Raw genomic sequence first — 14,048 nt, 5'->3', positions numbered from 1 at the left:
AGTTAAGTTCATTTCCATTCTTACTATACTATTACTATATATATAATATATATATTATATATATAGTAAATAAATATACCGTATTTTGCATAAAATTGCAGGAAAATCGATTTTGACCTAACTGTAACTGTTATCTGTGATTACAAGTTAAAGGATGTTAACGGAAGGGCGTGTCCTCATTCCACCTTCCGATGCCTCTGATACCTGATCCCAGTATCTGTAACGACTCATTCCAATATCTCCCGTCTGTTATTCCAGATACTGGAACACCCCTATGGGAGATATTGGAATGAGCGACAGAAGGTATCAGTGTCTTAGAAACTGAGTTGACGCTTCTGTCCAGAGCTGAAGGTAGACCTGGCTCCGTTCTTTTTCTTGGACGAGGACGTAGAGCGAGAAGAGGAAGACTTACCCTTCCTATAGTCGTCATACATCTTCTTGTACTTCTTATATTTCTCAGCCGTCATCACGAGGAAGAAGCCCTGACCGGCAATACTGTTCTCACCGAGCTCACGATGCAGTCCGATCTTTTTCTGTGCCTCCGTGATCTGTGAGCTACTGGCAAGCGACACGATCGTCTCCCCAAAATACTTGTTGATGCAGTTCACCATCTTCTGTTTCTTACCATCACTCACGATGGCAGCATTGGTGACACTGGTATTAGGACCATGAGCTTTCTCACCCGTTGCTGCCCAATAGTCGTAATAGGTAATCGGCTCACGGGTAATGGCAAACTTGCCATTTACCAAGGTAGCTCTTGCGAAAAGGTTCATCATGGCAGACTCCTGCTGTTGCTTACTCATCTTCTGGGCATGGACGGAGAGGGACATCGACAACATAGCCAATAGTAACATCATCATTTTCTTCATAAGTACATACATTTTAATCGGTTTAACAAAAAGTTATTTAATCTATATTTCAGATGCAAATATAATGAATATTTGACTTTCATGCAAATGTTTCTGAAAGAATTTGGCTAAATAGCAAAAAAATTGTACCTTTGCAGGCTGATTAAAATAATTAAATAGGAACATGAACGAAAAGATTCAGAAAACACTTAAATCCGCCGAGACAGAGGACTGGCTGGACCTGCATGTGGTACGTCCGTTCTGCTATTGGTGGGCAGTGTTCTTTGCCAAGCTCGACATACACCCTAACACCGTCACCATCCTCTCGATGATCATCGGAGCTGCAAGCACCTTCTTCTTTGCCTGTGGCAGTTTCTATTATGAGGGTACCAACGGACTGGTGATGAACATCATCGCCATCCTGCTGCTCTGTCTTGCCGACATCTTCGACTGCACAGACGGACAGCTGGCACGTATGACGGGTAAGAAGAGCCGCTTAGGACGTATCCTTGACGGTGTGGCAGGCTTCACATGGTTCGTGCCCATCTATCACGGACTGGTATACCGCTTCTATATCCACCACGACATCGAGTTTGCATGGCTGGGGATTGCCGATACGGAGCAGAACGTCATCATTGCCACCATCGTCGTCTATATCCTCGGCATCATCTCTGGTGTGGCAGGACTGGCAGGACAGCAGCGCCTTGCCGACTATTACATCCAGGCTCACCTCTTCTTCCTGAAAGGAGAGAAGGGCTCTGAGTTGGACAACTCCAAGAAACAACAGGAGATCTACGACCAGATGACGAGTGAGACACCATGGGTGGAGCGTTATTTCCAGAAGTCGTATATCGATTATACCAAGAAACAGGAGCAGAAGACACCTGAGTTCCAGAAGATGCTGAAGGCGATGCGTAAGAAATACGGCAGCCTTGACAATATCCCCGCGGACATCCGTGAGGACTTCCATAAGAGTTCACTCCCCGTGATTACGTGGAACGGTCTGCTGACCTTCAATTTCCGCTCGGCATGGCTGTTCCTGTTCTGTCTGCTGGACATCCCCGTGATGAACTTCATCTGGGAGATTGTCGCCATGGGACTGCTGGCATGGTATGTCAACCATCGCCATGAGACATTCTGCAAACGAATCAGGACGAGGATTGAAGGGTTGAAGTAATCGTCGCAAGACGCTTTTACAAAGCGAAGCGACTAAAAGAACTGAAGGATTGAGAGCCATGAAGTGGACGAAACAAAGACTGAATAACTTGTTTTTCTTCTTGGGAGTGGCAGCATGCGTTGTCATGCTGTTTACCTTTGACGTCAGCTTCGTCGAGCTATGGGACCACCTCTGTCACGCCGGCTACTGGCTGATACCCATCGTGGGGGTGTGGATCATCGTCTATGGTCTTAACGCCTTCGCTTGGAAAGCCATCATCGAGGGGAATATCCAAGGAAAGATGCCTGTGAGTTTCTGGAGACTCTATCGCCTGACGATCACTGGCTATGCCCTCAACTATGCCACACCTGTGGGTGGACTCGGTGGTGAGCCCTATCGTATCATGGAACTATCGAAGGACATTGACAAGCAGCATGCCACCTCCAGTGTCATCCTCTATGCCATGATGCATTTCTTCGCCCATTTCTGGTTCTGGTTTATCAGTATCTTCATCTATCTCGCCCTTGTCATCGTTGGCGACCTCCCCATCAATGTCACCATTGGCACCACCCTGGGGATCATCGTGGTGTTCTGTCTGTTTTTCTTCTATCTCTTCTCAAAGGGATATCGTAACGGATTGGTGAAGTATGTGCTGGGGGTTGTGGCGAATATCCCCGGACTAAAGAAATGGACCCTCCGGTTCTGGGCACGTCACTCAGAGGCTATCGAGAACATCGACAAACAAATCGCAGCACTTTACGGACAGGACACCCGTGCCTTCTATCGTAGTCTGGTGCTGGAATATTTCTCTCGTGTGGTACAGAGCTCGGAGGTGATGTTCATGCTCCTGCTCTTCGGCATCGACTGTGGAGGTGGATGGGACGGTCTGACACTTACCTTCCTGCACAGCATCCTGATCGTCGCCTTCACGACCCTCTTTGCCAACCTGATAGGTTTCCTGCCGATGCAGCTGGGTGTACAAGAGGGTGGTTTCGTGCTCTCCATCGCCGCACTGGGTCTCTCCGCAGCCCTGGGCATTTTCGTGAGCATCATCTGCCGTGTGAGGGAGATTATCTGGATTGCCATTGGCATGGCGCTGATGAAATTGAAAGATTAAAGTAACATCGGAATATCGAAATATCGGAATATCGGAATATCGAAAAATCAAAAAAACAATATAACATGAATTATCTCGACAGAAACGAATTTAATTTTGAGCCCAGCCAGAAAGTGGTGGAGGCTATTAAGAATTTCGACCCTAAGACATTGTGTTTCTATACCCGTATCTATGACCAGGGTAAGAAGAGCGTCATCTCCGTACGCCTCAGCGAAATCTACAATGTTCCAGAGAACCAGGTACTGCTGACGTATGGTGGTGAGGACATGCTGAAGAATGCTATCCATTATTTCCTCTCCATCAACAGCCAACAGCCTGCGAATGGGCAACAGCCTAATACCAAGATCCTCATCCCGGAATTCTCTTGGTGGTACTACAATCGTGTGGCAAGCGAGTGTGGAGGTACTTTTGAGATGTATCCCCTGCATGAACAGGACGACACCTTCGCCTATGACATCGATGAGGTCATCGAGTACACCAACCGCGTACATCCCCGCATGCTGCTGCTCGCCTCTCCCAACAACCCCACAGGTAACGGACTGACCCCTGAGGAGATCGGGCGTATCATGGAGAATATCCCCTCTGACACGATGGTACTTATCGACGAGGCTTATGCCAGCTTTATCAGCACAGATACCGCCTATATCGCTCCATTGGTCAACAAATACAGTAACCTGATCATCTCACGCACCTTGTCTAAGTTCTACGGACTGCCGGGTCTGCGTGTAGGCTTCGGCTTCATCGGAAAGGGACACGACCAGTTTGAGAGCTATGTCAACAAATACCTGGGCTACAACCGCTTCTCGGAGGCTGTCGCCCTTGCTGCCCTTGACAGCGACGAGCACTACCGCAAGGTTGCTGACGACATGGAATGGGGACGCCAGTTGTATAAGAAGGAACTCGGCAGTCTGCCTGGCTTCAAAGTCTATAAGTCTGTCGCTAACTTCATCCTCATCAAGTATCCTGTGGAGATCAAAGACGCTCTGATGGAAGCACTGAAGGTGCAGGACTACAAGATCAAGTTCATGGGTGACAAAGGACTGGAGTCTTGTCTGCGCATCACCCTGGGACGTAAGGAACAGACCCAGACGGTGGTCGATACGATCCTGAAGGTCTATAACAAGAAATAAAACCCTGTTCTCAATTGGTATGATTGGAGTTATCTTAGCCGCTGGTATGGCGAAACGCCTGCGCCCCCTGACAGACACGAAACCTAAGTGCTTGCTGAAGGTGGGTGAGCGCACTCTCTTAGAGCGTACCGTCCGTGCCATGCAACAGGCTGGCATCAGCGAGTTCGTAGTAGTCACTGGCTATTGTGCAGAGCAGATCGTGGCATTTTTAGAGAATCAAATAGAGCCTATAGGCACTATAAAATCCCCCACCTTCCACTTCCTCCACAATGCCGACTACGAGCATAACAATAATATTTACTCATTATGGATGGCTGGAGAGTATGTGCGTGGCAAGGAGTTCCTGTTGATGGACAGCGATATCCTCTGCGACCCTGCCGCTGTGGCACGTATCGCCCATGAACCGGAGTCTGCCCTCGCCCTCAACCGTCATGAGTGCGGAGAGGAAGAGATCAAGGTCATCGTGGATGCCGATGGGCATATCACGGAGATCAGCAAGGTATGCAGCATCCAAGACGCCATCGGTGAGTCTGTAGGTATCGAGAAAATGACTGCCGACTATAGTACGGCACTCTACAAGGAACTCGACCAGATGATTCTGAAAGAAGGACTCATCGACGTGTTCTACGAGCGTTGCTTCGAACGACTCATCCCACAGGGACATACGTTCAAGATGGTTGACACCACCAGTTACTTCTCGTACGAGTTAGACACTCCTGAGGACTTTGAACGGGCCAAGGAGCTCATGCCCAAGGAACTGCTATAAAAAAGAAAAAGGAATCAACCTGTTGGCTGATTCCTTTTTTTATGATACGGCATCTTCTGCCTCCTCTTTTCGCTTCTTCTCCTCTGCCATCCGCTGGAAGTCTTTCTTCTGCAAGACGAAATTGGAACCGAGGTATTTCTCCTTCACGATCGGATTGACGGCAAGCTCGTCAGGACTTCCTTGGAAGAGGATTCGTCCCTCAAACAACAAATACGCACGGTCTGTGATATTCAAGGTCTCATGCACGTTATGGTCGGTAATCAGGATACCGATATTACGATATTTCAACTGCCACACAATCTGCTGGATATCCTCTACGGCAATAGGGTCGACACCGGCAAAAGGCTCGTCAAGCATGATAAACTTTGGCTCGATGGCGAGACAACGGGCAATCTCCGTACGACGACGCTCACCACCAGAGAGCTGGTCACCCTTGTTCTTACGCACCTTATTCAAGCGGAACTCCTTGATCAGACTCTCCAGCTTCTCCAACTGATAGTCACGGGGCTTACCTGTCATCTCCAGCACAGAGAGGATGTTATCCTCCACGGACATCTTGCGGAACACGGAGTTCTCCTGTGCCAGATAACCGATACCAGCACGGGCACGACGATATACAGGATAGTCGGTGACCTCCTCCTCTCCCAGATAGACATGCCCGCCATTAGGAACCACCAGACCTGTCGTCATATAGAAAGAGGTGGTCTTACCAGCACCGTTAGGTCCCAGCAGTCCCACAATCTCACCTTGTCGGACGTTAAAGCTCACGTCGTTCACTACAGTACGCTTGCCATACACCTTCACAAGTCCTTCCGTACGAAGTACCAGTTGTTCTTCTTGTCTATTTACTGTCTCGTCCATAACGAGTGCAAAGATACGCATAAGTGAGAAGAAAACCAAAAGAATTTTGAGTTTTCTCGAACGTGAGTATCTTCGAAGAAGTCAAAAATTGTTTCACTGCGTCACCACGCAAAATAGATTTTTTCTGTAAATGATAGCAAAAATAGGAAATTAATTTTGTTCTACCCTTGCTTTTTTGTACCTTTGTCGTCGAATATGATTAATTTACTGCATAAATCGCTGACCTCGTTTGGCAAATTCCTGATTCTGATGAGCAGGACATTCAAGCGCCCGGAACGGCTGCGTATGTTTGCCAAGGAGTATATCAAGGAGATGGCACAACTGGGTGTCAACTCCATTGGTATCGTATTGCTGATTTCCTTCTTCATCGGAGCGGTGATTTGTATCCAGATGAAACTGAACATCCAGAGTCCTTGGATGCCCCGCTGGGTCAGCGGATATACTACTCGAGAGATTATGCTGTTGGAGTTCTCCAGTAGTATCATGTGTCTGATATTAGCAGGTAAAGTAGGGTCTAACATCGCCTCAGAAATCGGCACGATGCGTGTGACCCAACAGATTGACGCCCTAGACATCATGGGCGTGAACTCTGCAAACTTCCTGATACTACCCAAGATTACCGCAATGCTGACCATTATGCCGATCCTTGTGGTGTTCTCCTCTGCGATGGGTATTATAGGAGCATATGGCACAGCCTATCTCGGACATATCATCGTTCCTGACGACCTGACATTAGGGCTGCAACACTCGTTCCAGCCATGGTTTGTGTGGATGAGTATCATCAAAAGCTTGTTCTTTGCCTTTATCATATCCGCAGTTCCTTCCTTCTTCGGCTATACAGTGGAAGGCGGCTCTGTGAATGTGGGTAAGGCGTCAACAGACGCTGTGGTATGCTCCAGTGTCCTCATTCTGTTCTCTGATGTATTCCTAACACAACTGCTGTCATGATTGAAGTAAAGAACCTTTGCAAGAGCTTTGACGGTCTGGAGGTGCTGAAAGATATCAGTACGGTTTTCGAGGATGGAAAGACCAATTTGATCATCGGTCAGAGCGGTAGCGGAAAGACTGTGTTGATCAAGAATCTCGTAGGATTATTTGAGCCTACCAGCGGACAGATTCTTTATGACGGACGCGACTTTGTTGCCTTGTCTAAAGAAGAGAAAATCTTGATGCGTCGTGAGATGGGAATGATCTTCCAGAGCGCAGCACTATTCGACTCGATGACAGTATTGGAAAATGTAATGTTCCCACTTGACATGTTTGCTCCCATGACACTTCGTGAACGCACGAAACGGGCAATGTATTGCCTGGACCGTGTCAACCTGGTGGGCGCCGAGGAGAAATACCCTGGGGAGATTTCCGGTGGTATGCAGAAACGTGTGGCTATTGCACGTGCTATCGCCCTGAATCCCAAATACCTTTTCTGTGATGAGCCGAACTCAGGACTAGACCCCAAGACATCATTAGTCATCGATGAACTGCTGCATAGTATCACACAGGAGTTCAATATGACAACCATTATCAATACGCATGATATGAACTCCGTGACAACAATCGGAGAGAATATCATCTTTATCTACGAAGGTCATAAGGAATGGCAGGGTGTCTCTGCGGATATCATGGGGTCTACCAATAAACGGTTGACTGATTTTATCTTCGCCAGTGAACTCCTGAAGGAGATGCGGGAAGTGGTCAACGCATCTTCCACTGCCCGTCAAGCTGCACCATCGGGACAGTAATCTCCTCTTTCACAGAATCCTTAAAATGAAGTAGCAAGAAGGCATGCATCAGTTGTTGCGTGCTGTCAAGTTTTGCATTTGATATCGTCACTGTGGCTAGCCCTCCATGCAACTGTTCCAGCTCTTGCCTGTATTTCTCACAAGCTTTCATCATCTGGGCACGATAGTCACCAGGAACAGAATTCATACCTGCCTTCCCACTAAGAAATCCTTCAAAATCGCCTGTCAGCAGACTGTCGTAATATCCCTTAGCGGCAAGACCGGCTTGTTCCTCTGGTGTCTGCTCTTGTCGTGAACAGGCACATATAACGAATAACAATACCAGCAGAAAAAGACTTCTCCTCATTTCTGTCGTATAAATACATTAATAGGTGTTCCCGTCAACGTCCAGTTCTCACGCAACTTGTTCTCCAAGAAACGCCTATAGGGTTCTTTCACATATTGGGGCAAGTTGGCATAGAACACAAAGGTAGGAATCTGCGTATCTGGCACCTGGGACACATACTTGATCTTAATATACTTACCCTTGATAGAGGGTGGTGGTGTCGCCTCTATCAATGGCAACATCACTTCATTGAGCTTAGAGGTTCCAATCTTGATAGTACGATTCAAATATACTTGTTTTGCTGTCTCCAAAACCTTGAAGATACGCTGTTTCGTCACGGCAGAGGCAAAAACGATAGGGAAGTCGACAAAGGGAGCCATACGGTTGCGGATGGCATTCTCAAAGGTCTTAATAGCAATCTGCGACTTGTCTTCTACCAAGTCCCACTTATTGACTACAACCACCAGCGATTTGTTGTTTTTCTGAATCAACTGGAAAATATTCATATCCTGGGCTTCAATACCTCTGGTGGCGTCTATCATCAGGATGCAGACGTCTGAGTTTTCAATGGCACGGATACTACGCATCACACTGTAAAACTCCAAATCCTCCGTCACCTTGTTCTTACGACGGATACCTGCTGTGTCCACCAAGTAAAAATCAAAACCGAACTTGTCGTATTTGGTGTAGATGGAATCGCGCGTAGTACCTGCAATCTCTGTCACGATATTACGGTCTTCACCGATAAAGGCATTAATAATACTCGACTTACCAGCATTAGGACGACCGACTACTGCGAAACGGGGAGTACCATCCTCCATATCATCCACCTCTTCTGTCTTCAACTTAGAGAGGATATCATCAAGCAAATCACCTGTCCCACTTCCAGTGGCAGCACTCACGCAATAGGGATCACCAAGTCCTAACTTGTAGAACTCATATTGTCCATAGAGGTCTTTTCCATCGTCAGCTTTGTTAGCTACTAAGATGACCGGGAGTTGGGAACGTCTTAGAATCTGGGCGACATCCATATCCAAGTCTGTCAGACCATTCTTGATATCTACCAGGAAAAGTACCAAATCGGCCTCCTCGGTGGCAACAACAACCTGTTTGCGAATCTCCTCCTCGAAGATATCATCACTATTAACGACCCAACCACCAGTGTCTACTATAGAGAATTCACGACCGTTCCACTCGCATTTGCCATATTGGCGATCACGGGTAGTACCTGCCTCGTCACTCACAATAGCACGACGGGAGTTTGTTAACCTATTAAACAAGGTAGACTTACCCACGTTGGGGCGTCCTACTATCGCTACTAAGTTTCCCATTAATATTGCTGCATCAATTGAAATTCATACTTCTTTCCCCGACCGTTGGTGAAGGTTCCATAGAATCCATCGCCACGTCCTTCAACAGTTCCCTTAAAAGTACCCGTATGGTTGCCCTTGGGTGAATACTCATAAAGAACGACCTTATTAAAACCTTTCGGATTGGGTTCGTTCTCCATCATCTTCAATGTGAACTTGGTCTGAGGACGGTCATTGTAATAATAGTAGCCTGCATCCTCTTCGCCATAACTACGCATGTTGATGAATAGTGTGATAGCATACGGACCGATCTTACCAGCATACTTCGTGTAATCCGCCTCCTGCTCCGTCTGTGCAGCTGCTGATAGTGTACCCATCAATAGCAGCAGACAGCAAAACAACACTTTGACTCCATGACGATGTAGTTTCATAATTTACCTCCTTTTCTTTATCGTTTTTATTCTGGGTTATATCCAAATGAGTCCAGCTCTTTCTGCGACGAGCGCCAGTCCTTGTCAACCTTGACAAAGGTTTCCAGATAGATGGGTTTGTCGAAGAATTTCTCCAAAGCCTTACGAGCCTCCGTACTTACTTTCTTTAGGGCAACGCCTTGATGTCCAATGATGATTCCTTTCTGAGATTCACGCTCCACATAGATGACAGCATTGATACGAATGAGCTTTTCTTCCTCCTTGAAACGCTCCACACGAACCTCTACCGCATAAGGAATCTCCTTGTCGTAATAGAGAAGGATTTTCTCACGGATAATCTCTGACACGAAGAAACGGGCAGGCTTGTCTGTCAATTGGTCTTTGTCAAAATAGGCAGGACTCTCTGGTAATAACTCATGGATACGCTTCAACAGCATGTCTGTCCCGAACTTGTTCTTTGCCGAGATAGGTAATATTTCCGCATGAGGTAGCAGCTCATGCCATTTCTCCACGATACTGTTAAGTCTCGACTGACTATTTCTACTATTATCACTAGCCAACTCATCTATCTTGTTGATAAGTAGAATAACAGGTATCGTCATTCTCTGGACTTTCTCCAAGAAGTCCCTGTTCTTCTCCGGGTTCTCTACAACATCCGTCACATAAAGCAAGACATCCGCATCCTGCAATGCCGACTCAGAGAAGGCAAGCATGGACTCTTGCAATTTATAGTTGGGTTTCAACACACCTGGTGTATCACTGAATACAATCTGCATATCATCTGTATTCACGATACCCATGATGCGGTGCCGAGTGGTCTGTGCCTTAAACGTCGCAATCGAAATACGCTCACCAACCAACTGGTTCATGAGCGTACTTTTACCTACATTGGGATTTCCAACGATATTTACGAATCCTGCTTTATGCATGGTCTTTTCCGTCATATGCCCATCGATAGAAACTTGCTCCATGAACGAATCCTGCTCCGAAAGCGGTGAAAATCATATTATCACCTTTCTTCAACAGATGCTCGTTCTCCCAAAGTGCTAATGGAATCGTTGCGGCAGAGGTATTCCCAAAATGCTCTATGTTCACCATCACTTGTTCCATTGGAAGCTCCAAGCGCTTTGCCACTGCTTCAATAATACGCATATTCGCCTGATGAGGAACCACCCATTGGATATTATCCTTGTTTAAGCCATTGCGCTCTGCTATTAAAGCACAGTCGTCACTCATATTTGTCACTGCGTAACGGAAAACGGTACGTCCCTCTTGATAGAGGTAGTGTAAACGATGGTCTACCGTGAAATGACTAGGAGGACATACAGAACCACCTGCTTTCAAATGAAGGAATGGGAGTCCCTTACCATCAGCACGGAAATAAGAGTCCATCACACCGATATTCTCTTCTTCCGAGCCCTCTACAAGAACAGCGGCTGCACCGTCACCAAACAATGGACAGGTCGCACGGTCTTTGTAATCAATAACAGACGACATCTTGTCTGCACCTATCACTATAATCTTTTTATAGCGACCGCATTGAATCATCGAGGCGGCAACATCAAGTGTATAGAGGAATCCACAGCAAGCTGCCCAGAAATCGAATGCGAATGCGTTCTTTAATCCAAGCTTACCTAATACGATACTGGCTGTAGACGGGAACTTATAATCAGCCGTCGAGGTGGTAACAATCACAGCGTCAATAGTATCAGGATCAACACCAGTCTTCTGAATCAACTGTTTGGCTGCTTTTCGAGCCATATAGCTGGTTCCCAAGCCTTCCTCTGTGAGGATATGGCGTTCCTTAATACCGACACGAGTCATTATCCACTCGTCATTGGTGTCCACCATGCGAGACAATTCCTCATTATTCAGAATATAGTCTGGCACGTAGCCACCAACACCGGTGATTATCGCACTGATTTTTCCCATTACTCAGCTGCTTCGTCCATTACAATGGCAATCTTACCACGATAGTAGCCACAGGTGGGGCATACTGTGTGATATACATGATATGCACCACAGTTAGGACATACTGCCAATGTGGGTGCTACTGCCTTGTCATGAGTACGACGTTTCAGTGTACGAGTCTTTGATTGTCTTCTTTTAGGATGTGCCATAATTCTATAAACTTTAATCTTTTAAACTTTAAACTTTTAACTTCTTAAGTGCCTCCCACCGCGGGTCTATTTCCTTTGCCGCCTCTTCGCTGCTCCGGACAGCGCCACTCAGCTCTTCGAGCTTCTGTGTCATCGCACTATTGCATTTTCCAGGTGCATGAACGTGCTTAATGGGTATGGCAAGTGCCACAAACTCGTATATGAGCCATGATGTATCGAGCATTCCTTCGTTCTCGTCAACAATCACGACATCATCATCCTCGGTATTGGTCTCTGTCCCCAACTTTGCCACTAAACGGTTATCCGTCATAATAGGCTGCTCCATGTCATCCAGACACAAATCGCAAGGAACAGTTACTGTGCCCTCGGTGTGAAACAGCAGTTCATAAAAGCCGGAAGCCTTGCGTATAGACACCGACACGTGCAATGCTCCACCATTCACCTCTGAGGCATCCAGAACCTTGAAAAACTCATCATTCAGGTCGAATTCCAGACTTTGCTCGTCGGTCTTCATCCCCTTCAAATCAATCTTAAAGGTCTCTAAATCGCACATAACAACACTTTTGGCTTGCAAAGTTACGAAATATTTATGAATTACAAATTAGGAATTATAGTTTTTTTGCTTTTCCTTTGAAAATCAACCACTAACAAGCTGTTATATTGCACACATCTCCCATTGTTTGTGCAATCATTTTGGCATTTCAATACGAAAAGTTGTACCCTTTCCTATTTCTGATGTCTTAACAAAGATGTGCCCTTTGTGATACTCTTCCACTATACGTTTAGCAAGTGACAGGCCAAGTCCCCATCCTCTTTTTTTGGTTGTGAAACCAGGGGTAAAGACATTCTTGATATCCTTCTTTCTGATACCCTTTCCTGTATCTTGAACTTCTATTATAACATCCTCATCACCTGACCAGAGAGAGAGCGTGATGATACCTGTCCCCTCCATAGCATCCACAGCATTCTTACAGAGATTCTCTATCACCCATTCAAATAACGACGCATTCATTTTAACAATCACATCCTCCTCCGGCAAATTACTGATAATCTGAACTTTCTGAGAGGTGCGACGGTTCATGTATTCTATAACGTGAGCCAACACTTCATTCATGGAAGCGTCAACAGGCTCTGGTACTGACCCTATCTTGGAGAAACGCTCGGCAATACGCTCCAATCGCTTCACATCCTTATCCATCTCAGGCAACAACTCGTCATCGGGATAATTCTCCTTCAACATCTCTGTCCATGCCATCAAACTAGAGATAGGAGTACCTAATTGGTGGGCTGTCTCCTTAGACAATCCAACCCATACTTTATTTTGCTCTGCCCGTTTAGAGGATAGTAAGGCAAATATAGCCACTACAACAAAAATCAGGACGATGCCTAGCTGTACGTACGGCCAGGCGGCAAGACGCTTCAGCATGACAGAATCATCATAACAAACAAGCTGATAATCTGTAGAATCCCCTATCTGTATCTTGATAAAACGATCAGCATCTCTCATCCGCTTCCCCATACGCTCCACATAAGAAATGGTATCAAGAGCATTCTTTGCCTTAATCTCTATATTACGATAGTCAGCGACATGACCATCTTTATCCAGCACTATTACAGGAATCGTATTATTACCTTCCATTACACTCAGGACTAAAGAAAGATCAGTATGCTCATCCGCCTCATTGAGAGAGTGTAGCGCTTGTGCCCATACTTCCATCTTTTTTCTTTCTTCATTGGAAAGGTCTTTTACCAAAAAATGGGAAACCAACAAAGAAGCGACAGCGATAATCACCGCTGATATAACTAATAAGATCTTGACCTGTCGGATTTTGTCAGTCCATTGCATACATCTATAAAACGAAGAAGCCCCGCGGATATTGCATCCGCAGGGCCTCGTCTGTGAAAAAGTGGCGGTCTCCTACTCTCCCGCATTGCATTGCAGTACCATCGGCGCAGGCGGGCTTAACTTCTCTGTTCGGAATGGGAAGAGGTGGGACCCCGCCGCAATAACCACCTGATAATTCTTCGGATTAGTAATTAGGAATTAGGAATTAGTAATTATGATTACATCACTCTCCCACCACATCACCAACCGTATAGGTGACAATCTCCACAAGCAAGACGCCGGTCAGGACAGCGAAACAACAACTGAAGGGATGACTCGACGCGAAAGCGTTCGGGCAATTAGTACAGCTCGGCTTTGACGTCACCGTCTTTACACCTGCTGCCTATCAACGTGGTAGTC

Annotated in this window: 16 protein-coding genes and 2 rRNA genes; 6 read left to right on the top strand and 12 right to left on the bottom strand. The window is 46.4% G+C overall.

From position 1 onward, the window contains the following. Nucleotides 1-314: 314 nt before the first annotated feature. Nucleotides 315-869 (bottom strand): hypothetical protein, encoded by a 555-nt coding sequence (locus BM257_RS03865; protein ID WP_092068527.1) that lies wholly within the window; start codon nucleotides 867-869, stop codon nucleotides 315-317. A 163-nt stretch (nucleotides 870-1,032) separates the two neighbouring features. Here BM257_RS03865 and BM257_RS03860 point away from each other — a divergent pair, with 163 nt between their 5' ends. From BM257_RS03860 to BM257_RS03845, 4 genes are all read left to right on the top strand, one after another. Beyond that, nucleotides 1,033-2,025, top strand: a complete 993-nt coding sequence (locus BM257_RS03860; RefSeq protein WP_092068524.1) for a CDP-alcohol phosphatidyltransferase family protein — start codon at nucleotides 1,033-1,035, stop codon at nucleotides 2,023-2,025. Nucleotides 2,026-2,083: 58 nt separating this feature from the next. Further along, nucleotides 2,084-3,121 carry a lysylphosphatidylglycerol synthase transmembrane domain-containing protein gene (locus tag BM257_RS03855; RefSeq protein ID WP_092068521.1) on the top strand — a complete coding sequence of 346 codons (1,038 nt, stop codon included), beginning with the start codon at nucleotides 2,084-2,086 and terminating at the stop codon, nucleotides 3,119-3,121. 65 nt (nucleotides 3,122-3,186) lie between these two features. Beyond that, nucleotides 3,187-4,251 carry a pyridoxal phosphate-dependent aminotransferase gene (locus BM257_RS03850; protein WP_092068518.1) on the top strand — a complete coding sequence of 355 codons (1,065 nt, stop codon included), beginning with the start codon at nucleotides 3,187-3,189 and terminating at the stop codon, nucleotides 4,249-4,251. A gap of 19 nt (nucleotides 4,252-4,270) precedes the next feature. After that, complete coding sequence (locus BM257_RS03845; RefSeq protein WP_092068515.1) at nucleotides 4,271-5,017, top strand: phosphocholine cytidylyltransferase family protein; 747 nt, start codon at nucleotides 4,271-4,273, stop codon at nucleotides 5,015-5,017. A gap of 39 nt (nucleotides 5,018-5,056) precedes the next feature. Here BM257_RS03845 and lptB read toward each other — a convergent pair whose 3' ends face one another. Continuing rightward, nucleotides 5,057-5,878 carry an LPS export ABC transporter ATP-binding protein gene (gene lptB / locus BM257_RS03840; protein WP_092068512.1) on the bottom strand — a complete coding sequence of 274 codons (822 nt, stop codon included), beginning with the start codon at nucleotides 5,876-5,878 and terminating at the stop codon, nucleotides 5,057-5,059. A 195-nt stretch (nucleotides 5,879-6,073) separates the two neighbouring features. Here lptB and BM257_RS03835 point away from each other — a divergent pair, with 195 nt between their 5' ends. Together BM257_RS03835 and BM257_RS03830 are read left to right on the top strand one after the other, a co-directional pair. After that, nucleotides 6,074-6,826 (top strand): MlaE family ABC transporter permease, encoded by a 753-nt coding sequence (locus tag BM257_RS03835; protein WP_092068509.1) that lies wholly within the window; start codon nucleotides 6,074-6,076, stop codon nucleotides 6,824-6,826. After that, a complete protein-coding gene (locus BM257_RS03830; RefSeq protein ID WP_092068506.1) occupies nucleotides 6,823-7,617 on the top strand; it encodes an ABC transporter ATP-binding protein in 795 nt (264 codons plus the stop codon). The genes BM257_RS03835 and BM257_RS03830 overlap by 4 nt, the downstream gene beginning before the upstream one ends. On the opposite strand, the gene BM257_RS03825 is transcribed toward BM257_RS03830, so the two are convergent. From BM257_RS03825 to BM257_RS03780, 10 genes are all read right to left on the bottom strand, one after another. Then, nucleotides 7,571-7,963: a hypothetical protein gene (locus BM257_RS03825; protein WP_092068503.1), complete on the bottom strand. Its 393-nt coding sequence runs from the start codon at nucleotides 7,961-7,963 to the stop codon at nucleotides 7,571-7,573. The genes BM257_RS03830 and BM257_RS03825 overlap by 47 nt on opposite strands. Further along, nucleotides 7,960-9,273, bottom strand: coding sequence for a ribosome biogenesis GTPase Der (gene der, locus BM257_RS03820; RefSeq protein WP_092068500.1), 1,314 nt, complete (start codon nucleotides 9,271-9,273; stop codon nucleotides 7,960-7,962). The genes BM257_RS03825 and der overlap by 4 nt, the downstream gene beginning before the upstream one ends. Further along, nucleotides 9,273-9,683, bottom strand: a complete 411-nt coding sequence (locus BM257_RS03815; protein ID WP_143096735.1) for a hypothetical protein — start codon at nucleotides 9,681-9,683, stop codon at nucleotides 9,273-9,275. The genes der and BM257_RS03815 overlap by 1 nt, the downstream gene beginning before the upstream one ends. A 26-nt stretch (nucleotides 9,684-9,709) precedes the next feature. Further along, complete coding sequence (era, locus tag BM257_RS03810; RefSeq protein ID WP_092069314.1) at nucleotides 9,710-10,612, bottom strand: GTPase Era; 903 nt, start codon at nucleotides 10,610-10,612, stop codon at nucleotides 9,710-9,712. Then, entirely contained in the window at nucleotides 10,605-11,615 is a 1,011-nt protein-coding gene (locus BM257_RS03805; protein ID WP_092068496.1) for a beta-ketoacyl-ACP synthase III, read from the bottom strand. Before BM257_RS03805 ends, era begins: the two co-directional genes overlap by 8 nt. After that, nucleotides 11,615-11,803, bottom strand: coding sequence for a 50S ribosomal protein L32 (rpmF, locus tag BM257_RS03800; RefSeq protein ID WP_092068493.1), 189 nt, complete (start codon nucleotides 11,801-11,803; stop codon nucleotides 11,615-11,617). The genes BM257_RS03805 and rpmF overlap by 1 nt, the downstream gene beginning before the upstream one ends. Nucleotides 11,804-11,831: 28 nt before the next feature. Continuing rightward, complete coding sequence (locus BM257_RS03795) at nucleotides 11,832-12,356, bottom strand: YceD family protein (RefSeq protein WP_092068489.1); 525 nt, start codon at nucleotides 12,354-12,356, stop codon at nucleotides 11,832-11,834. A gap of 135 nt (nucleotides 12,357-12,491) precedes the next feature. Further along, complete coding sequence (locus BM257_RS03790; RefSeq protein ID WP_092068486.1) at nucleotides 12,492-13,649, bottom strand: sensor histidine kinase; 1,158 nt, start codon at nucleotides 13,647-13,649, stop codon at nucleotides 12,492-12,494. A 59-nt stretch (nucleotides 13,650-13,708) separates the two neighbouring features. Then, a 5S ribosomal RNA gene (gene rrf / locus BM257_RS03785) occupies nucleotides 13,709-13,821 on the bottom strand. 145 nt (nucleotides 13,822-13,966) lie between these two features. After that, a 23S ribosomal RNA gene (locus BM257_RS03780) occupies nucleotides 13,967-14,048 on the bottom strand; the annotation flags it as partial.

The organism is Prevotella sp. tf2-5 (assembly GCF_900115435.1).
Lineage (GTDB): Bacteria > Bacteroidota > Bacteroidia > Bacteroidales > Bacteroidaceae > Prevotella.
The sequence above is the reverse complement of the archived record's forward strand: the minus strand, read 5'-3'. Positions and strand labels throughout refer to the sequence as shown.